The 19,925-nt window shown below is 49.8% G+C and carries 19 protein-coding genes; 3 read left to right on the forward strand and 16 right to left on the reverse strand.

Annotated elements, in window-relative coordinates; translation table 11 throughout:
- Positions 1-40: 40 nt before the first annotated feature.
- The 12 genes from FKP33_RS07845 to FKP33_RS07895 all read right to left on the reverse strand — a co-directional run bounded on the left by FKP33_RS07845 (position 41) and on the right by FKP33_RS07895 (position 13,037).
- Positions 41-871, reverse strand: a complete 831-nt coding sequence (locus tag FKP33_RS07845) for a M23 family metallopeptidase (RefSeq protein WP_127607461.1) — start codon at positions 869-871, stop codon at positions 41-43.
- Between the two features lie 121 nt (positions 872-992).
- Positions 993-1,916 (reverse strand): S66 peptidase family protein, encoded by a 924-nt coding sequence (locus FKP33_RS07850; protein ID WP_141334434.1) that lies wholly within the window; start codon positions 1,914-1,916, stop codon positions 993-995.
- Positions 1,917-2,031: 115 nt separating this feature from the next.
- The gene (locus FKP33_RS07855) at positions 2,032-3,120 is read right to left on the reverse strand and encodes a GerAB/ArcD/ProY family transporter (protein WP_181410078.1); all 1,089 of its coding nucleotides are present in this window, start codon (positions 3,118-3,120) and stop codon (positions 2,032-2,034) included.
- Between the two features lie 14 nt (positions 3,121-3,134).
- Positions 3,135-3,353: a hypothetical protein gene (locus FKP33_RS27045; RefSeq protein WP_181410079.1), complete on the reverse strand. Its 219-nt coding sequence runs from the start codon at positions 3,351-3,353 to the stop codon at positions 3,135-3,137.
- A complete protein-coding gene (locus FKP33_RS07860; RefSeq protein ID WP_141334436.1) occupies positions 3,350-4,561 on the reverse strand; it encodes a Ger(x)C family spore germination protein in 1,212 nt (403 codons plus the stop codon). The genes FKP33_RS27045 and FKP33_RS07860 overlap by 4 nt, the downstream gene beginning before the upstream one ends.
- Positions 4,561-6,135 (reverse strand): spore germination protein, encoded by a 1,575-nt coding sequence (locus tag FKP33_RS07865; RefSeq protein ID WP_141334437.1) that lies wholly within the window; start codon positions 6,133-6,135, stop codon positions 4,561-4,563. The genes FKP33_RS07860 and FKP33_RS07865 overlap by 1 nt, the downstream gene beginning before the upstream one ends.
- A gap of 141 nt (positions 6,136-6,276) precedes the next feature.
- Positions 6,277-7,122: a sugar phosphate isomerase/epimerase family protein gene (locus FKP33_RS07870; RefSeq protein ID WP_054799044.1), complete on the reverse strand. Its 846-nt coding sequence runs from the start codon at positions 7,120-7,122 to the stop codon at positions 6,277-6,279.
- Positions 7,123-7,151: 29 nt separating this feature from the next.
- Complete coding sequence (locus FKP33_RS07875) at positions 7,152-8,192, reverse strand: zinc-dependent alcohol dehydrogenase family protein (RefSeq protein ID WP_230875906.1); 1,041 nt, start codon at positions 8,190-8,192, stop codon at positions 7,152-7,154.
- Between the two features lie 27 nt (positions 8,193-8,219).
- Positions 8,220-9,071: a carbohydrate ABC transporter permease gene (locus FKP33_RS07880; protein ID WP_127607472.1), complete on the reverse strand. Its 852-nt coding sequence runs from the start codon at positions 9,069-9,071 to the stop codon at positions 8,220-8,222.
- A gap of 51 nt (positions 9,072-9,122) precedes the next feature.
- Complete coding sequence (locus tag FKP33_RS07885) at positions 9,123-10,004, reverse strand: carbohydrate ABC transporter permease (RefSeq protein ID WP_141334438.1); 882 nt, start codon at positions 10,002-10,004, stop codon at positions 9,123-9,125.
- Positions 10,005-10,067: 63 nt separating this feature from the next.
- Complete coding sequence (locus FKP33_RS07890; protein WP_258313408.1) at positions 10,068-11,501, reverse strand: ABC transporter substrate-binding protein; 1,434 nt, start codon at positions 11,499-11,501, stop codon at positions 10,068-10,070.
- A 117-nt stretch (positions 11,502-11,618) separates the two neighbouring features.
- On the reverse strand, positions 11,619-13,037 hold the full coding sequence (locus tag FKP33_RS07895) for a response regulator transcription factor (protein ID WP_127607478.1): 1,419 nt from the start codon (positions 13,035-13,037) through the stop codon (positions 11,619-11,621).
- An 81-nt stretch (positions 13,038-13,118) separates the two neighbouring features.
- Between FKP33_RS07895 and FKP33_RS07900 the strand changes: the two genes are divergently transcribed.
- From FKP33_RS07900 to FKP33_RS07910, 3 genes are all read left to right on the forward strand, one after another.
- Complete coding sequence (locus FKP33_RS07900) at positions 13,119-14,939, forward strand: cache domain-containing sensor histidine kinase (RefSeq protein ID WP_141334439.1); 1,821 nt, start codon at positions 13,119-13,121, stop codon at positions 14,937-14,939.
- A gap of 119 nt (positions 14,940-15,058) precedes the next feature.
- Complete coding sequence (pdxR, locus tag FKP33_RS07905) at positions 15,059-16,495, forward strand: MocR-like pyridoxine biosynthesis transcription factor PdxR (protein ID WP_141334440.1); 1,437 nt, start codon at positions 15,059-15,061, stop codon at positions 16,493-16,495.
- Between the two features lie 112 nt (positions 16,496-16,607).
- Positions 16,608-16,826 carry a hypothetical protein gene (locus FKP33_RS07910; protein ID WP_127607484.1) on the forward strand — a complete coding sequence of 73 codons (219 nt, stop codon included), beginning with the start codon at positions 16,608-16,610 and terminating at the stop codon, positions 16,824-16,826.
- Between the two features lie 14 nt (positions 16,827-16,840).
- Here FKP33_RS07910 and FKP33_RS07915 read toward each other — a convergent pair whose 3' ends face one another.
- The 4 genes from FKP33_RS07915 to FKP33_RS07930 form a co-directional block, all read right to left on the reverse strand.
- On the reverse strand, positions 16,841-17,041 hold the full coding sequence (locus tag FKP33_RS07915; protein ID WP_141334441.1) for a twin-arginine translocase subunit TatC: 201 nt from the start codon (positions 17,039-17,041) through the stop codon (positions 16,841-16,843).
- 283 nt (positions 17,042-17,324) lie between these two features.
- Entirely contained in the window at positions 17,325-18,176 is an 852-nt protein-coding gene (locus tag FKP33_RS07920; protein WP_141334442.1) for an NAD(P)-dependent oxidoreductase, read from the reverse strand.
- 333 nt (positions 18,177-18,509) lie between these two features.
- Entirely contained in the window at positions 18,510-18,722 is a 213-nt protein-coding gene (locus FKP33_RS28060) for a glycerate kinase (RefSeq protein WP_141334528.1), read from the reverse strand.
- Entirely contained in the window at positions 18,703-19,713 is a 1,011-nt protein-coding gene (locus tag FKP33_RS07930; protein WP_141334443.1) for a LacI family DNA-binding transcriptional regulator, read from the reverse strand. Before FKP33_RS07930 ends, FKP33_RS28060 begins: the two co-directional genes overlap by 20 nt.
- Positions 19,714-19,925 lie beyond the last annotated feature (212 nt).

Consider the following 19,925-nt stretch of genomic DNA (forward strand, 5'->3'; position numbering starts at 1 on the left):
GGGGTGGAGGTTTTTCATGAATCATATCCGTACAGGAGGTCTACTTCCCGTTCAATTGCCACCATTTCAGGTACGTGTAAGGATCAACGGGTTGCCATGGATTAATAGTATAAATGCCGAAGTGCAGATGCGGATCGAATTTTCCTTCCGTGCCGACCGGCCCGTAACCGGTATTTCCTACATAGCCGAGCAATTGGCCTTTCCGAACGGTTGCGCCCTTCTTCATGCCGTCCGCGTAGCCGGACAAGTGGGCATAGTAAAATTGCGTATTGTCATCCACTTTGACCGAAATGCGCCAACCGCCATACTCGTTCCAGCCGATGTTTACGATGGTTCCGTCCATGACGCTGTAAACGGGCGTTCCCTTCTTCGCCATAATATCGACGCCTTCATGTGTTCGAGTTTCCGTCCCGTCCGGAGACCATGTCCGGGAATCGGCGTAATTGTTCGTAAACGGTTCATATGTACCTGCCCGCAGCGGGAAAATGCCTTCCAGATATGCCGCAGGCTTTTGCGGAATATGAATGGCGAGTCCCGGCCATATATTGTTCGGATCGGCGATTTGCGGGTTCGCTTGGATGAGCGTGAGTGTGCTGATTCCGTAACGGGCGGCTATTTTCCAAAAAGTATCGCCGTTTTGGATGATATACGTATTCGGATCGTCAGGGAGCTGTAAGACTTGCCCCGGATAAATCGAGGTCGAGGATAGCCCGTTTGTTTTTACGATTTGATCAACAGTCGTCTTGTTTGCAGCAGCGATTTTCCATAAGGAATCTCCCGGCTTGACCGTGTATGCGGATGCATGGGCCGTCAAGGCGATGGACATACTGGCTACGGTGCTCATGAGCAGGAAAGTAATCTTTTTTCTCAAGCGGTGCCAACTCCTTTGATGTATTATGCTTGCACCGTTGATTATAGACGAGGAAACGTTTGAATTCTAACGTTAAATATTGGGAAGAAGCCCACCGCACAGTCACGCGAACTCTTGAATCTCAGACGCTCACCACGCTTTCGACAACCGTCAGCGTAGATTGGGTCGCGTTCAAATTAACCCTCGCGCCGATCGGAATAGCCGCCTTGTAGATCCCGTGTCCGGACGCCAAATTCGTCAGCAGCGGTTTGCCGAGCGGCACAAGCACCTCATTGATCAAATCGTCGTATGTTTTTCCGTAGGCCACCTGGCAGCCCGTGCATTCACCCATGACGATCCCGATGCAATCCCTGAATTTTCCAGCCAACTTCAACCGGTTGATCATGCGGTATACTTTGTTGATCGGCTCGTGCGTATCTTCCAGCAGCAAAATTTTCCCTCTCGTGTCAATTTCAAAGGGCGTTCCGAGCGTATCCGAGAACGAGGTCAGATTGCCGCCCACGATCGGACCCGTGACGTTGCCGCCCACCCTGCCGATGAGCGGAAAGCCCGGCGGGTTCAAGATAGGCCTTGTTGCGACCGGAGTAGAAGTTGCCTGAAAAAACTGATTGAAACTATAAGCGGGTTCGGAAGTAGTGAAATTGATGAGGAGCAAGCTGTGGAAGGTTATCAGATTGGCGAACTGGTACAGGACGTTAAGCAAAACGGTAATATCGCTGTAGCCCGAAACGATTTTCGGATTGCGGGCAATGACAGGATAATCGAGAAACGGCAAAATACCGGCTACGCCTACGCCTCCTCGCGTAGGGAGAATCATGTTGACGTTCGGATTCTCGATCATGCTCATGAAATCGGCTGCGCGTTGTTGATCCGTGCCGGCGAGATATCCGTCTGCGGCATAGACGTATCTTCCTAAGACAACTTGAAAACCAAGGGCTTGCAATGTCATCACTCGGTTGTTGATGATTTCCGGGCTGAGGGGGCTTCCCAATGCGACAATGCCTATGGTGTCCCCCTGCTTCAAAATCGGCGGTTTAATCGCCATAACTTCCCACCCCTCCACTAGGCATTTGTACCAGCATATGTACGTGGAGCCGGAAAGATGCGGGATGAACGCGATATGGCGTCCGGTAACGAAACGGCCCAGCCTGGGCCCAGGCTCATTTTAACGTTGGAGCGTTTTTTTTAATGACCGACATGATCCAATAGAGGAGCGGCAAACATTCCATGACCAGCGCGAAAGTCGGCCAAGCGTGCAGCAGAAATTGATTGAGCTCGATCGAATTGTCCACGATATGCATGGAAAGTCCCAGCATAATCGCGCCGAACGAGAAAGTAAGCGGCCTCGTATCTTTAAGCCTGAATAGCTGGGCCGTGATGAATACCGGAATATAAAGCAGAATACTAATTTTAACAAATAAGCTGGACAACCAAATGGCAACCACAATAGGGTCCAAATTTTCCAGGAAGCCGCCGTTTCGGATAAAACGGATCATTTCCAGCACCGGGTAGGTCAATTGCGCCGACACGTGCGGCCCAAACAACAGCAGACATAACAGGAAACTCATCTCGATAAAGTAAATGCTCGCAGCCGACGACCACAATAAGGAACGAAACGTCTTCCCGGAATTATGAATATAGGGGAAAATGAAAAGAATCAGCATCATTTCTCCGAACCAGGGGATGAACGGATACGTATCGCTAAATAGACGGCCCGGATTCAAATGCGTAAAGAGCGCAATCGTGCGGTTAAAATTCAAGTCTTTGCCATACATAAAAGGGATGAACGAGGCCGTGCCGAAAATGACGAAAAAAAAGCCGGAGGCACAACGAAAAATCGCTTCGATCCCCGCCCTTACGGCGATTGAAACGACAAAAGCGAACAAGCTGGCGACCATCCACGACGGTGTCGTCGGCAAATACACCTGGATAAGGAAATCCGTGATCTCCCGCAGCACCAGGCCGGCAAGATGAATAAAAAAGAAACCAAATCCGATCATCAGAATGATATGAAGCCAGCGGCCCACCAGCTCCTTGCCGTAGTGAACCAGAAACTCGCTCGGTCTGCGCTTGGCAAGCGCAAAGGAAATATAAGTAATAAGCAGCCCTCCGGCAAAGGCAGTCAAGATGACCAACCAGCCCTGATAATCCGCCGTCGGGAAAATCAGACCCATTAAAAATCCCGTAGCCGTCGAAAAATGGAACAGGACGAACATTAAACCTAGCTGAAGCTGGGTGACCCGCTGCATGAACAGCCGCCTCCTTAGTTTCGATCGATGTGTGCTATAGGACCAAACATCCATTCAATCAGTTGATTAGGACTTGGGAGGCCCTCGACGGTATAAACCGCGAATATATACCCATAAGCGACAAGCAGCCAGCCGCCTACAATCCAGTAGGTTCTTTTTTGCCGTTGGCGGGCTTTTAGAAAATGCCACTCATAGTACGCTATCCCAAGAAAAATGACGGTCATGACAATCATCGCGATCCCCCCTGTTGACGCTGCATCTGACGCACGATTGGATTTTTTTCAACTCCCGTTCTTTTCACGCTTACTTGGGTAACCACGCTAAATTCGCAGTTTTTATACGTGCTGCGCCAATGGTCCTGATGCTCGTACCATACTTTAGGATACCGCCATTCGATATATCTGCCGAATGCGAACACATCGATCCCCATTTGCTGCGTTTTTTGAATGGCACTCATAATTCTTCCCTTCAATTGCTGCGACAGCAAATTTTCGATCTTGCTGATTTGCTCCGGATCGTTCAAATCAATATCCGATTCCGATGACATGACGTCGTCTTCCGCTTCAATCCGGATATCAAATCGGATACGGTCTCCCGAGACAACGGGTTTTATTTGGGATTTCGAGTTCAAGATGAGAAAACTAATCGTTTTTCCATCGGTCGGCGACTTCAACGAAATGACGGAGCTTTTCATTTTTCCATCAATCCAGAGCGCCGCTCTCATCTCCTGAACATTGAAGGTTCCGACCATTTTTCCGTTTTTAAAGAGGGCGGCGCCATCCGTGCCTACCCATGTGCTTAACTTCCCCTTCTCGCTTACCATCTTCACTTTGCCAATCGTTAGCAGCGCGGCAGCCGCATCCCCTCCTCTTGCGGCCGCTTCTAACAAGTCTTTGACACTCGTATCCAAAGTGACTTTTCGTTCGGCAAATTCACGCAGCACCTCGGAAGGAAGCCGCTCAAACACAGGGGTTAACTCGGTGATGTCTTTTCCTTTCCCGGGGGCGACCAAGAAGTAGCTTTTCGTGTGAAAGTTCGGTTCACGGGTCACGAATTCCAGGATCGGATCGACGCCGGACTCCGCCATTTTGGTACCGACGATAATGATCCGGCAGTGTCCCCATGATATTTCCCGGGATAGATCCGAGCGGATTTTCCGGATGGCCTCGGGGATGCTGCCGGCTCTCTTGCTCACAATCGCATAAGGATTTCCGTCGCTGGCCCCTCCCGAAGGCATACTGCCCCCGGACGACAACCGGTTCGACATCAGGGGAAAGCCTAAGGATACTTCATAGCCGCTCTCCTCGGAAACGTCAACATACATACCGCTCACAAAGGCTCTATCGTTGATTTCGACCCTGGACCAGCATCCGGTCATCCAGAGCAAACAGGCGGCAGGCAGGAGCAAACGCGCGGCTTTCATTGTCATATGCAGGAACATCAGTCACCATCATCCTGAGGTAGTATTGGTCTTCCGCGATACGTCATCCGTTCATCGCTTTTCGTTCCGTACAGCAGCGGTCTTTTCTTCATCAGCCACCAGGGAGCCCGAATCAGTACGTCCTTCCAATCGCTAAACACGATAGGCGCAGTAGGTGAAAGATAGGGTGTGCCGAAGGACCGGAGCGATACCAGGTGAATATAAATCAGCAGAATACTGATGATCACACCGTATAAACCGAAGCTCGCGGCAAGGATCATGACCGGGAAGCGCAGGAGACGAAAGGTCAGCCCGAGATCGAAATGCGGTATGGTGAAAGAGGCTATGCCCGTAATGGACACGACAATAACCATCGGAGCGGAAACGATGCCTGCCTGAACGGCCGCCTGCCCGATCACCAAAGCTCCGATAATGGAAACGGTTTGTCCAATCGGCTTCGGAATCCGGAGTCCGGCTTCCCTGAGGCCTTCGAACGTAATTTCCATAATGAACGCCTCGACGATAGCGGGAAAAGGAACATTCTCGCGGGCCGCAGCCACCGTGACCAATAAATTCGGAGGCAGCATCTCCGGATGGAACGTCGTTACCGCGATATAAACCGAGGGCAGCAGAAATGAAACCAGCAAAAAGATGAAACGAATCCACCGGATCCACGTGGCGGCAATGAATCGTTGATAGTAATCCTCGGCCGACTGAAGCAGCATGTACAAGGTGACCGGGACAATAATCGGAATCGGCGTTCCGTCCACCATTATCGCCACTCGCCCTTCCAGCAGGGCTGCGCTTAGCGTGTCCGGCCGTTCCGTATATTGCACCTGGGGAAACGGGGAGAACGGGTTGTCCTCAATAAATTCCTCAATATAGCTGCTGCCCAGCACGCTGTCTATGTCAATTCGGGACAATCGTTCCTTTACTTCATCGACAAGCGTTTGCTTGCATAAACCCTCCACGTAACAGATGACGACAGCGGTTCTCGTATACTTGCCAAACTCGCAATGCTCCGTTTTTAGAGCCGGATGTTTGATTCTTCTGCGGATCATCGTGATGTTGGTCGCTATATCTTCGACAAAAGCCTCTTTAGGTCCGCGGATGACGTTCTCATTTTCCGCCTGTTGAATGGACCTGATCTCAACGGACTTCATCGGAAACAAGACGAGCTGCGGCTCGCTGTCCATCAGACAAACAATCGTTCCTTCAAACAAAGCATACAAAGCCTTGTTTAACTCCGTGCTTGTTTCCAGATACGAGACGGGAAGCCGCTTCAGCTCCACAATTTGATGCAGCAGCTCTTGGGCCGATTGCCCCGTCAATTCAAACTGAAGCGGTGACAGGACTTGCTCCTGCAGCAGCTTCTGATCGATCAGTCCCTCGATATAAATCAATGCGAAAGGGATGTTTCCCGGCAATTGAACCTCATGAAACTTAACGTCTGAACATTTGTTTAACTGCTGCCGAAACCAGCCCAGTCTCGCCGCAAAATCATTCCCTACAGGCGGTTCTGAAGAAACCTGTTGTGGCAAAGCGCCGCTAATTTTGCCTTTTCGCTGCTTGGTAAGCCATTTAAATAAAAACATTAAACACCTCTATAGGTATTTTCTGTATATCATGTCATCAAATATCGTCATTTATGCAAACGAATGCGTAAAGGGCTGTCCCTCCGTAGTCCGAACTACGCTTGGGACAGCCCTATGAACGGTAACCTGTCGAAACTTCAATTAGCTCCAGTTAAGCTCGGTCATCTTCTTCCTTACATATTCAATCGAGGTCGCGGCATACCAATCGGGGTCGGCTGCCCGCGTATGAAATCCGACTTCCATTGACAAATAGCCCTGATAATCGATTTCTTTAAGCGCACGCAGCACGGCGTCAAAATTGCAGCTCCCTTGTCCGGGCGGCAGACGGTCGGCATCGGAAATATGAATGTGGTGAAGCTTATCCTTCATGCGGTACACATAATCGCTCGGCACTTCATTACGGTAGATCGCATGATACGTATCAAACATCACCTTCACGTTGTCTTCCCCGGATTGCTCCGCCAGCTGCAGCGCGTCGTCGGCCGTTTCGATCAAGTTGCTGTCCGCCGAAGTAGGCTCTACCACCATCGTTATCCCGAGTTCTTTCGCATATTTGGCGCAATCCGTCAAGCCTTCCAGACTATAATTCCAAGCATCCTTCTGCGGCGTTCCGAAAACAGCCCAGCCCGCTACCCAAATCACGGTCGGGCATTCCCATTCGTGGGCAAGGCGGATCACATCCTTGTAATGCCTGACGGTAAACGCCCTCTCCTCCGCCGTAGGCGAGCTCGGGTTCATCCCCGGACCGCCGCCAGGCGCAGGCAGCATGGCAGAAACGTTCAAGCTATGCGATTTCAACAGCGCCTTAACCTCGCTTCTCCGTTCCTTGGATAAATAATCGGGCCAAGCATGCGGACTGGCGCAGCCGATTTCAATGCCGTCATATCCCATACCGGATAATCGCTTCACGACCTCCTCGAGCGGATACGACGGAAGCCAACTCGGAAAAGAACTGTACACCCACGTATTAAACGATATGCCTTTCATTGCCTGCACCTCCAAGAGTAATCGGAATATTACCAAACAAAGACGGCTTTTTCCGTTTTTCTTTCATCAAACATTTGAAATGCCAGCTCCGCTTGTTCCAGCGGGAATTTATGGGTAACTAATTTTTCGACATCAACGTTCTTTCTGACGATGAACTCGCAAATTTCTTCAAATTCCTGGATCGGGAAATACCATGAGCCCATCACCGTAATTTGCTTGCGAATCAACTGCTCGCTTGGCCGGATGGTGGATTCCCGGCATTCGCCTACGAACGCAACCCGTCCATGAGGTCTCACGCAATCCAAGGCTTGATTCTCGGCGATGGTGCTGCCCGAGCAATCGATAGCGGCATCGGCTCCCCGATTCCCGGTCAATTCCCGGATTCTGCTTACGACATCCTCGGTTTTCCCGTTAATCGTAAAGTCGGCCCCCAATTCCTCTTTAGCCAGCTTCAATCGCTCCTCGATCATATCGACGGCGATCACCGTCGCTCCCAGCGCCTTGGCGACCAGAATGCCCGCCCCGCCCATCGGTCCCAATCCGAATACGACCAGCGTGTCTTTGCCTGATATGTGAAGGCGCTTCTGCGCATGATAAAGCGTTCCGACCGCATCGGTAGATACTGCAGCCGCCACGTAACTCATGGAATCAGGAATTTTCATGCAATTTTTCTCAGGCACCACCATGTACTCGGCATCGCCGCCGTGAACATCGAAACCGACGCATTTCCATGAGGTGCAGAACATCATGTACCCGCTCTTGCAATGCACGCACTCTCCGCAGCCCAGCGCAAGGTAAACGGCAACGCGATCCCCTTCGCGAATCGAAGCGACGCCCTCTCCGGTCTGAACGACCAGACCCGCCGGCTCATGTCCCGGAATGATGGTTCTCGTCGCCGCCGCATCTCCCCCTACCACGGGATTGCCGTAATAGATGCTCATATCGCTGCGACAAATGGCGGAGGCTTTCATCTGGATCAAGACTTCATTCGGACCCGGTATCGGCACGGGAAACTCCTGGATTTGAACTTGCTTCTGGCCTGGGAATACGACACCCTTCATCGTGTTCATCCTATAATCCTCCATTCGAAAAAATAATTATTTTACAGAGCCCATCGTCAATCCTTTGATCATGTGATTTCTCACCAGAATGGCGAAGATGAGCACAGGGGTTGTCATAATGGTGGAGGCTGCCGTCAGCTCGCCCCATTTTACGCCGTACATCGTAATGAACTGATTCGCGATAACCGGCGCGGTCACCACATCGTTCCTGGACAGCACCAGGGCAAACATAAATTCATTCCAGCTGAACATCAGACAGATGATCGCGGTTGCCGCTAAGCCCGGAGCGATCAAAGGCAGAATAATCTTGTAAAAGGCCGTCATTCTCGAGCATCCGTCCACCGTCGCGGCTTCTTCCAAATCGATGGGGATATCGTCGAAAAAGCCTTTGAGCATCCAAACGACGAACGATAAATTAAAAGCGGTGTAAGGAATGATCAAAGCGGCATACGTATCGATCAGATCGAGCCAGCTCATCATCATAAAAACCGGAACAAGTGTGGCGGCCGGAGGAAACATCCGGGTCGACAAAATCCAAATCGCGATGTCCTTCCCTCGCTTCAGCCTGAAACGGGATAAAGAGTAAGAGGCGAGCGCGCCGAATGCGACGGAAAGAACCGTGGACACGATGGAAACGAATGCGCTGTTCCACAGCAAACTTGTAAACTCGCTTGAAGACCCTTTATTCGCGAACAGGGCGGTGTAGTTTTCAAAGGTTGGGACAAACACCCAGATGGGCGGCAGCGCCTGTGCATCCCACGACGTTTTGAGCGAAGTGAGCACCATCCATAACACAGGAAAGATGGAAATCACGAGAATGACGTACGTTAACAGATCGAGAAACCGGTTCAGGACCAACCGTTTCGAATTAGAGGGTGATATTCCCATATGTTTCAACCCCAGTACGTAAATGTTCGGTAATCAATCTTGATCCTCAGCTCATTTCGAAGTTTCTCTATAAAGAAAACGGATAAATTGCGACGTAATAACGATAACAAGAATCAGGAATAACCAGGAGATCGCAGAGGCATAACCCGTTTCCCAAAATTTAAATGCCACCCGGTACACGCGCAAGCTCAGCAGCTCCGTGCTTAAACCGGGGCCTCCGTTCGTAAGCGTCCAAACGACATCGAACGATTTAAAAGCATCGATCATCCGAATCAAGAGAACGACTAGAATAACCGGTCTTAGCTGCGGCAAAGTAACATGCCAAAACAATTGCAGCGGCGAGGCGCCGTCCATCCAAGCGGCTTCCACAGGATCATCGGGCAAGGACTGCAAGCCCGCCAATAAGGAAAGCACCATGAAGGGCGTCCATTGCCAGATGTCGACCAAGACGACAACGGGCATCGCCAGCGCATGGTCGCCGAGCCAATTGGGACCGGTGATCCCGAACCAGGCGGATAAATAATAATTGAAGATCCCGAAATCGGTGTTGAACAACCACCTCCACATCAATCCCACCGCGACCGGCGTAGCCATCATAGGCAGCAGCAGCAGCATGCGGATCACAGAGATGCCTTTCATCTTCCGATTCAGAAGTAAAGCGATCAGAATACCAAGAATAAATTCAAAAAAAACGGCACAGCCCACATAAATGACCGTATTTAGAAAAGAAATTTGGACATCCTTATCCGTTAAGGCCCGAACGAAATTGTCCAATCCGACAAAGCTCCAACGTTCCGGCTCCGTCGCTTTGTAATTGGTCAGACTGGTGAGCAAAGAAAAAATAAAGGGAACGATGGTCATCGAGATGAGAACGAGCATCGTCGGCACAAATAATAAATACTTCAACCTGCCCGATTCCTGATTTTTAATCATGGGGTTCACTCCGTTTAATGCAGGCGCTTGAGCATGAGCTTTCAAGCGCCTGCCTTATTTAGCTCAATATCCCGCTTGCTTCATCAGCGTTTCAACTTGCTTGGCGCCTTCATTCAGCGCGGTCTTCGCGTCTTTCTTGCCCGATAAATAATCGTTCACGACGATTTGAACCGCTTCGGACACTTGATCGTAATTCGTAATCCGCGGTCTGCCTACGCCTACGCTTAAGGAGGACCCGAGAACCTGATAATATTCCTTCAATAAGGGATCGGATAACGATTTGGCTGCATCGTAAGCGGATTTACGAGTCACATGCTGATTAAATTTCAAATATCCTTTCTGCACTTCAGGGCTTGTCAAATATTCGGCGAGCTCATAAGACGCTTGTTTGTTTTTGGAGTATTTGCTGATTCCGACGCCCCAAGAGCCAAAGTGCGGGCCTCTTACCACGTTGCCGCCGTTGTCCACGCCCGGGAACACGAAGTAACCGGTTTCGCCGCCCTTGACCTTCGGATCGAGCTTCATATCGTGGTAGTTCATCCCCATGGCAACCTGTCCGGAACCGAACACCGTAGCGACTTCGTCCCATGTGTAGGTGAGCACGCCGGGAGGCGTTACTTTATGCTGATTGATCCAGCTTCCGTAGGTCTCGAGTGCTTTCACGCCTTTTTCGTCATTAAAGACGGGCTTCAGGTTCGCATCAAAGATGCTTCCGCCGAAATCGCTCAGGAACGACTTGAAATCCACAAAATTCGCTTCGTGCTTTTTCCCCATCAACGTCGTCCCGTACAAATCGATTTTTCCGTCGTTATTCGTGTCCCGTGTGAAAAATTTGGCGATGTCCAGGTACTCGTCCAGCGTTTGCGGAACCGCAAGCTCCCGGTTATACTGCTTTTTGAATGCTTCCATGTTTTTCGGATCTTTGAAGAGATCTTTACGATAGCTTACCGTCAGCACGTTCGATTGGATCGGAAGGCTCCAAATATCGAATCCCGATGAGACGATTTGATCCAGATTGATCTCGTTCATCTGAGGCGGATTCAGCTGAGGGGCATCTTTCTTAAACACGGAGGTATCCATGAACGCCTTGGCAATAAAATCGTTCAGCTGCAAGCTTTCCGGCTTTGCCGCTTTAATATAAGTCGTCATCGGCTCCAAATGCTGAATAATTTTAGGAACCCACGGCGTATCGATGGCAATCAGATCGTAATGGTCGCTTTTTTGAGCCAGCTCGGAGAATACTTTTTCCTGCAGATTGTTATACGGGAACGTATTGACCTCGATCTTGATTCCCGTCTGCTGTTCGTATTTTTTGGCCGCATCGATGATGGCTTCAGACCCGGCTTCAACGGTAGCGTACAGCACTTTAAGCGCTTTCGGTTTTTCATTGGCGGATGTGTTCGTTTCCTGAGCCGTTGGGGAATCATTTTTCGAGCATCCTGTGAAAAGAACAAGTGCCGAAAGTGAAACAAGCATCAAATGTTTTACTTTTTTCATGAACCCTTACCCCTTTTTTTTGAATAGTTAGCGACGCCTTTTATTCAATTATAGGGAGATCGATTTATCGAAAACAGGAGAATAATTTAGCGCAAAGGGGCGAACTTTTTAACCTCCTCAGGAATCCGCCTCATCGCCCGCAGCTCCGATGCCGTTGCGCCTGCGATATTCGGACGGCGTACAGCCGAATTCTTTCTTGAACAAGGTCCGGAAATACCGGTAATCGACATATCCGACTTCTTCGGAAATTTCATTGATCTTTTTGTCGGTTTTGAGCAATAGGGATTGGGCATGCTGCAGCCGGCTTCGTACCAGGTACCGGACGAAATTCATACCGGTCTGCTGCTTGAATATACGGCTTAACGTAACCGGATGCACCCCAACGACGTCGGCGATGGACTCCAGACTCAAGTTCGGGTCTCTTGACGTATCTACCATATGCAGCGCTTGGTCAAACCAGCTTAACCCGGATTGATGCTCCAGATGCATCAGCGCGCGAACGCCATCCAAAACAAACTTCCGGATCCTGCTTTTCAGCTCGTCCCACGTTTTGTGTTTGGCTACCCATTGTGACCAATAGTGCAGCTTCTCGTCTTCAATCACGATCATATCGCTCTTGCTGAGACCTTCGTCGAGCAGCGCCATCAGATTAACGCATTCTTTCTTGAGCTGATTTAAATCCAAATCAAGCAATGTATTCAGCCAAGCCTCCAGCGCCGTTTCTAAATTCGGGTAATGGCCTTCCTTGGCAAACGATAATATTTTTTGCCGGAGCCCGGCAGCTTGTTTGCCCGCATCCTTCCGGTCCTTTCTCCGGCTCTCCGGCGACGGCTGCGAAGCACCAAAAAACCTGCGGCTTTCCCAGGCTTCGATGGCGTTTTGCACGACCGGCAAAAAGTCGCGCTTGGCTTGAAACCGGTGCTCTCCCGGAACGGAGGAAGCGCTCACGACGATTCCGCCGTAATCGTGATTGACGGAAAAGGCGATCAGGATACGCTCCGGCGATCGTTCCCAGCGCTTTAACAGCTCCCCGGTATCCCCGAGATGAATGTCCTTGGCCTCCCGTTCGTCAAACCATAGGCTCGTGTTCAAGCAGCGCAAATCATGAATAAAGAGATAAAGGCTGGATAAGTGACCCAGGTATAGGTCAAACTCCTTCAGAAACGCCGCTTCCATCTCCTGCTTCACCTTGGTCACGACATCGCGGAGCTGGTCGCGGTCCGCCGGCTTCAGTAAATAATCCGTAGCCCCCAGCTGAAGCGCCCTCCGGGCATAGTCAAAATCGTCATATCCCGATAAAATAACTACTCGAATGTGCGCTTTCTCTTGTTTCAACGCACGCAAAATGTCCAAACCGTCCATCTCCGGCATCCGAATATCCAAAAAGACGAGATCCGGTTGTACGACAAGAATTTGTTCCAACGCTTGCCGCCCGAACTCTACGTCAAAGATTTGAGCAGCCGGGTAAACCGTTTTCAACTTATGTATGATGCTTAATCGCACTTCCTTCTCATCATCGGCCACGCAGATCTTCATACCGGCTCATCTCCTTGCAAGGAATCACAACATTCACGCAGAATAATAGTATAACGAATCGTTTCAAAGGGGAAGATGACCATGCCGCCGTTTTTCCAGTCCCTTAAACATAAGGTGGACCATCTATCGCTGAAATACAAACTTTTTTTACTGTTAGTGGCGTTATCCGTTATCCCGATTATTCTGGTCAGCTACAGCTCCCAATACTTCATGTTTCGTTCCAGCACCAAATATTCGGCGTCTATCTCTTCCCAGTACGTGGAGTTTGTGTCCAAGGATATTACGAACTATTTGCAGGATCTGAACCAATCGTTCGATACGCTGTTTACGAATTTCCAATTTCAAAAATTTTTGACGACGCCGGATGACGATCTGGCTGCTCAAGCCAACCTCATCATCGACTTTCGGCCGATTCTGAAAAACTCCCTGCAATTTCGCAATGAAATTGTCGGCGTTCTATATCTCGATCAGCTTGGCAAAGTCTACTTCGATTCTTATCAAAAAGCTCTGAACTACAGGTACTCCTTCCGGGACGACCCGATCTACGGCACGGTTTTCAGCACGACCAAGCCGGAGCTTACCCTGCCTCATGCCATGGATTATATTCTTCTCGGCACGCACGAGAACGTCTTTTCTTTTGTCAGACCGATCATCAACCTGAATACGGGGGATATTCGATCCTGGTTCATCGTGGAGCTCAGGGAAGACAAAATCAAAAGCATGCTGACCGATGCCAGCCCCGAACAGGAAGGACAGCTTCTGTTGTATCACGCCGGGAGCAGTACGCCCGTTTCCAACACCCCCATTGATGCAGCCTTGCTTCAAGACTTCCGTAAGGCGCTGGAGAAGGACGCGCGGACAAGCAAAGAATTTCTGTTCACCTCGGACGGCGTGACGTATGAAGCGACCTATGCGAACATTCCCTACGGGGATTGGAAGCTGGTATGGATGGCTCCGTTAAGCGGGATCACCAAAGGCGTCCAGCAATCGTTTGTTCTGACGTTAATCATTGCTTTCGTCAGTCTCGCGATTGCGATCGTGATCGCGTTTCCTGTCATGAATATGGTGCTTTGGCCTTTATACAAGCTCAAGCAAGGGATGCAGAGTTTGGGACGGGGCACGTATGTCCCGATCAAGATGCAGACCGTTAACGACGAGATCGGTTTTTTGGTGCGAAGCTATAACCGCATGCTGGATGAATTGCAGCAGATGGAGCAGGAGGTGTTTCAGTCCAAATTAAAGGAAAAGGAACGGGAACTCCTGCAGCTTCAAGCCCAAATTAACCCTCACTTTCTATTCAATACACTCGAAACGATCGAATCCTACGCAGTCCGAAATCATGGCGACGCGGTCGGCGAGATGGTTCAATCCGTTTCCAAGATGATGAGGTTTTCCGTACGAAACGATGGCGGCTGGGCTCCCTTGAAAGAAGAGATGGCCTATATCCGAAATTTTATGAGAATTCATTACTATCGCAACGGGCTGGACGTCAATGCACATTTCGAGCTGGACCCGGAAGCCTTGGAAATCCCCATTATGAAGCTAAGCATACAGCCCTTTGTCGAAAACGCTATCAAATACGGGTGGAGCCCTTCCATGAACGCGGAAGAGTTCTTATTGACCGTGGAGGCGAAGGTGGAGAAGGAACATCTGCGTATTTCGATCCGCAACACGGGCGCGGGCATACCTGCGGATATCATGTCCAAGCTATCGGAGCTTATGGCCTCCAAAGGGGAACGGATCGATCCTTATTTCCAAAGGCATACGGGCATTTATAATGTTTATCGCCGTTTCCTGCTGGCTTACGGGGACTCGATCCCCTTTCATATCGAATCCACCCCGGGGCAGGGAACGCTGGTTGAGATTGCGGTTCCATGCAACACGCCTCGAACCGGAAAATAGAAGTCTTTGTGACAGAACGGCCAAATCATTGAAGCCCGCTTCATATGGATCATATAATAGGGAGAGGTTGCCCGGCGAGGCAATCCTGATAAATTTCGCATAAATGGGTGATACTAACATTGTGGAAGCCTGACCGTAGGAGCAAAAAACCTCTCTACCAGCAAATTGCCGATGATATGGAACGAAGAATCCTATACGGCGAATACCCGCCGGGGAGCTTTCTTCCGTCAGAGCGAAAGCTTGCGGAGCAAATAGAAGTAAACAGAAGCACTGTCGTACAGGCGTACGAAGAGCTGCGTGCCAAAGGGATTGTCGAGAGCAGTTCGGGAAGCGGCACCAGGGTGAGCAAGCGGCTGTTGGGGGTAACGCCGAGTTTAACCCCGAATTGGAGAGCGTACGCCCGGGGCGGGACGTTCGCGCCCAACCTGCCTATGATTCGTCGGATCCGGGAAGTTTTGCGGGAGCGGGGATCGATCATCGACTTTGCAAGCGGAGAGCTGTCGCCCGATTTATATCCCAATCAGGCCATCCAGCAGCTGTTAAGAGAAGCTCCGTTCGAGGCGCCTTTAGGTTACGACGACCCTCAAGGCTTTCTCCCGTTGCGGGAAACGCTGGTCTCTTTTCTTGACAAACAATTGAATATTCGTACCACAGAGTCTTCGATTCTGATTACTTCCGGATCGCAGCAGTCCCTTTATTTGATTACACAGTGTTTATTAGCCCCCGGTGACGCTGTCGCGATCGAGGATCCTTCTTACAGCTATTCCCTTCCGATGTTTCAATCCGCGGGACTCCGGCTGTTCCGTTTACCTGTGCATGAGAACGGGATTGATCCTGAGGAAATCGAAAGTCTGTTCCGGCAGCATCGTATCCGCATGATCTTTCTGAATCCGAATTATCAGAACCCGACCGGCAGCATTCTGGCCGCCTCCAAACGTCCGCGATTATTGAAGCTCGCCGCAGAGCTCGGCATTCCTATCGTGGAGGACGACCCGTTCAGCTTGACATCATTCGATAACCGTCCGCCGGCTAATTTGAAATCCATCGATGCGCATGGTTCCGTGCTGTATGTCGGATCTCTTTCCAAAATTGCCGCATCCGGACTTCGAGTCGGTTGGCTGATCGCGCCGCAAACCGTCGTCAAGCGTCTGGCCGATGCAAGACAGCAGATGGACTTCGGACTTAGCGTCGTTCCGCAATGGCTGGCCAATGAGTTTCTAAGATCGGGTCTATTCGACCGGCACATCCGGTTCTTGCGGGATGCGTTATCCCGGAAGCAGCTGCACCTGATGACGGCCCTGAACCGAATGCTAGCCGACAAGTTTAGCTGTATTCCGGCTCAAGGCGGTTTGAATTCATGGCTGAAACTCAAACAGCCTGTCGATGATTCCAAGCTTCTGGAAGAGTCCTTGAAAAGAGGCGTCGTGTTCATGCCGGGAACGGTATTCGGTTCTGAACCGGGATACGTTCGATTCAGCTTTGCAAGGCCTGCCGATCATGAATTGGAGTCCGGCATTCAGAAATTCGCCCAAGCATTGCATGCGCTGAACGATTAAGGGGAACCGGCTGGATTGGATGGGTTAAAAGACGGCAAAATGGATGGTTACTTGCCGACAAAATGTTGATATATTGTCTACTTGAAGAAGATCATCAGATGAGGTGACCCTAATGCCGCTGATTGCTTACTATATTATTTTTGCTACGATCATGTTGGTTGCTGTAATCTCAACCATTCTCGTCGGCATTTCCAAAAAAAACAAAGAGGGCAACCCCCAATACGATACCAAAACGAAAGGCAACTGGTCCCGACTATCCTGGATCTACATTTTTTTTATCGTCTTAGGTTACGTTGCCTTGATTCTGTATATCGTTAACACAAATTCGTAATACGGCGCTGCACCTCAGGTACCGCCGTACTCCGCTTCCCAGGCGCGGTCAGCTTCTAACTGCCCCCGGTATACCCAGCCGGATAAGAATACGCTGATTTCGTAAAGCAGCAGCAGCGGAATCGCGACCAGAATGTCGGAAATAAAGTCCGGGGGCGTGACCACGGTTGCCGTGACAATGAGCACAAAGTAGGCGAGTTTGCGGATTTTCCTTATACTTGATGCAGAAGCACCGGAAGGGTCATGATGAAGGCGATCATTTTAAGCTTTTACAATATTGCGGGGAAGCACAACGTTTTTGGGATTCCCGTCCACAAACGCCTGTATATTGTCAACGGCCAAATCCAAAAGACGGCTGCGCGCTTCCTTGGTAGCCCTAGGCAATATGAGGCGTGATGATACAATTTTTGGCCTGCAGCAGCGGATTCGGATCCTCAGCGTATAGCCATCCAACACACACATGTTCACGGATTTCCGCTCCATTCATCCTATTTCATTTCTATTTGCGGATAAGCTTGCTTACCGCAGCGAAATCCTGGTCTCCGTCCGTTAAAGCCGCCATTTCGTAGAGCTGGTAAGCCAGGGTGGAAAGCGGCAATGAGATTCCTTCGCCTTCCTTGATCGCAATACCGACGTCTTTTTTCATTAGATTTAACCGAAATCCCGGTTCAAACTGGCCGTCCGCCACGGCTTTCAGTTTGTTGGCAAAAATCCAGGAGCCGCCGGAGCTCTTTCCGACAACCTCGTTCAGCATATTCAAATCCACTTCCAAACTTTCGGCAATTGCAAGCGCTTCCGAAGAAGCAAGCATATGAACAGCTGCCAGCAGTTGATTGATGGCTTTAACCGCTTTTCCCGCACCGTAAGAGCCGACGAGGAAAAAGTTTTTGCCCATCGCTTCCATGACCGGCTTCGCTTCCTCGACATCTTCTTGCTTGCCGCCGATCATGAGGGTAAGCGTCCCTTGCTCGGCGCCGGTCGTCCCTCCGCTGACCGGAGCGTCCAGAACGCGAATTCCTTTGTCCATATAGGCTTTTGCAACCTTTTTCATCATTTGGGGAGAGCCGGATGTCATTTCCAGCAGCAAAGCTCCGGGCTTCGCCGATTCAAGAACCGATTCCTCCAGCAAAACGGATTCCATTTCTTTATCTGAAGGCAGTATACTGATGATCATATCGCAAGCTTGAACGGCATCCGCCGTATGCTCATGCACCGTCGCGCCCATACCGGCAAGCTCCTCCACCGGCAGCGGGTTTCTATGCTTGATAATATGCAGGCCGTGTTCAGCCTTAATCAGACGTTTGGCCATCGGCAGCCCCATAGCGCCTAACCCGATAAAAGCGATTTCCATTCGTATCTCCTCCTACAGAACGGTGTGATCGAGTTCCAACCCAATTGCTCATACAGTTTTCGGCGTTCGAAAATCGTGCTGCACCGTGCCTTAATGATGCATCATGTTCCCATCCATCCCGTCGCGAGCATCTGCCACCCGCAAATCCTTACACAATTCCAAGATCTTCTCTCTGTCGTCCATGTGTAAACATCCCTTCAATTTTAGTGGTTGTAGATTCAGGATATGTAAATGACCATGGGGCCGAGTTACCTGTCATTGTCCGCAGCTTTTTGTTTACCGTTTTAGTAAATCGTTTTCCTCACTTTATTCTATATGCTCCGGCGGCATGTGTCAATCAAAAGTCCGTTCATTTCTATCCGGGCTGCGGTTTCCGACTCGCCTGTTGTTAAGCGCTTGCATTTTGCTCGAAAACGTTCGCCCGGACACTAGTTCTCCGCTAAGCCTTAATATTTTGACCCTTTCCGGGGAAGCTCCTTTTTGCGGCCCAAACACGCAGGAAACATCGTTCGGGCCAATTAAAGGATTAATGCGAGCCGCAGGAATGTCTTACAATCAATTCAGGCTCCAATACAACGGTTTTTGGCCTTTTTTTGGTTTTGGAAGTTATTTTCTTAATCATATTTTTCGCTGCGATAGCTCCCATTTCATAAGCCGGCTGTTTGATCGTCGTAAGCGGAGGGTTGAGGTGCTTCGCCCAGACCGTTTCATCGTAGCCAATGAGCGCAACATCGTCGGGCACCTTGATATTCAGCTCCTTGAACCCTTCCAATATTTCCAGAGTCATCATGCTGCTTGTGGAAAAAACAGCATCCGCGGCCGATGAGGATTTAAAATACTCGATGACCGCTTCCTTCACCCGGCCGACTTCATTCTTCACTTCAATCACTCGATCATGCACGGCGATCCCATGCGCGGACAAGGCTTCCTTAAAGCCTGTAACCCGATCCTGCCATGTACTGACGCCATGCGGCTGATAGACGAAAGTGACGATGTTTCTTTTGCCCAATTGAACAAAATGATCTACAGCCATTCTTGCTCCGTTAATGTTGTTGACGACAACGCTATCTACGACGTCAATACCTTCGATTCTGCGGTTTATAAAAGTAAGAGGATATTTGTTGTTGGCCATTTCCTCAAATAAAGCCTTGTTATTGGCTGTCGGGTTGACGATAATCCCGTCAACCTGCCGCATCCGAAAGCCTTCGATCAATTCCGCTTCTCTATATGAATCTTCATTTGAATTGCATATCATGAGACTGTATCCGGACAAACGACAGGTATCCTCTACCCCTTCCAATACCTTGGACCAGAAAGGGTTGTTCAAATTCGACAATACAATGCCAATGATGTTCGTCCTCATTTGCTTCAATCCCCGGGCCATCGGATTCGGATGATAGTTCAGCTCACGAATGATTTTTTGAACTCTTTCTTTAGTTTCTTCCGTAGTCTGGGAGTAATTGCCGTTCAGTATCCGGGATACAGTCGTTTTGGAAACACCGGCCTGCTTGGCCACATCATCAATAGTGATTCTCAACGTGCACTCCTCATTTCGAGCCAATAGTAAAGAAAACGATTTAGTGTATCGTTTCCTAAACCTAATATATCAGAATTCCGAATAACCAGTCAATTAATCAGTGAATTATATTATATTTGCTATATTATATATATTTTACTTCTTGTTTCTTTCTATTACTCCATAATTCTGGTCAATTTGATGCCCGAAATCATGAACTTCTACCCGCTTCA

Origin of the sequence: Paenibacillus sp. tmac-D7, assembly GCF_006519665.1 — a bacterium.
GTDB lineage: Bacteria > Bacillota > Bacilli > Paenibacillales > NBRC-103111 > Paenibacillus_G > Paenibacillus_G validus.

Excerpts from the sequence above, each read along its gene's own strand:
- FKP33_RS07850 (WP_141334434.1), bottom strand. The coding sequence starts at position 1,916 with ATGGCGATTAAACCGCCGATTTTGAAGCAGGGGGACACCATAGGCATT.
- FKP33_RS07855 (WP_181410078.1), bottom strand. The coding sequence starts at position 3,120 with ATGCAGCGGGTCACCCAGCTTCAGCTAGGTTTAATGTTCGTCCTGTTC.
- FKP33_RS27045 (WP_181410079.1), bottom strand. The coding sequence starts at position 3,353 with ATGATTGTCATGACCGTCATTTTTCTTGGGATAGCGTACTATGAGTGG.
- FKP33_RS07860 (WP_141334436.1), bottom strand. The coding sequence starts at position 4,561 with ATGTTCCTGCATATGACAATGAAAGCCGCGCGTTTGCTCCTGCCTGCC.
- FKP33_RS07865 (WP_141334437.1), bottom strand. The coding sequence starts at position 6,135 with ATGTTTTTATTTAAATGGCTTACCAAGCAGCGAAAAGGCAAAATTAGC.
- FKP33_RS07870 (WP_054799044.1), bottom strand. The coding sequence starts at position 7,122 with ATGAAAGGCATATCGTTTAATACGTGGGTGTACAGTTCTTTTCCGAGT.
- FKP33_RS07875 (WP_230875906.1), bottom strand. The coding sequence starts at position 8,192 with ATGAACACGATGAAGGGTGTCGTATTCCCAGGCCAGAAGCAAGTTCAA.
- FKP33_RS07880 (WP_127607472.1), bottom strand. The coding sequence starts at position 9,071 with ATGGGAATATCACCCTCTAATTCGAAACGGTTGGTCCTGAACCGGTTT.
- FKP33_RS07885 (WP_141334438.1), bottom strand. The coding sequence starts at position 10,004 with ATGATTAAAAATCAGGAATCGGGCAGGTTGAAGTATTTATTATTTGTG.
- FKP33_RS07890 (WP_258313408.1), bottom strand. The coding sequence starts at position 11,501 with ATGAAAAAAGTAAAACATTTGATGCTTGTTTCACTTTCGGCACTTGTT.
- FKP33_RS07895 (WP_127607478.1), bottom strand. The coding sequence starts at position 13,037 with ATGAAGATCTGCGTGGCCGATGATGAGAAGGAAGTGCGATTAAGCATC.
- FKP33_RS07900 (WP_141334439.1), top strand. The coding sequence starts at position 13,119 with ATGCCGCCGTTTTTCCAGTCCCTTAAACATAAGGTGGACCATCTATCG.
- FKP33_RS07910 (WP_127607484.1), top strand. The coding sequence starts at position 16,608 with ATGCCGCTGATTGCTTACTATATTATTTTTGCTACGATCATGTTGGTT.
- FKP33_RS07920 (WP_141334442.1), bottom strand. The coding sequence starts at position 18,176 with ATGGAAATCGCTTTTATCGGGTTAGGCGCTATGGGGCTGCCGATGGCC.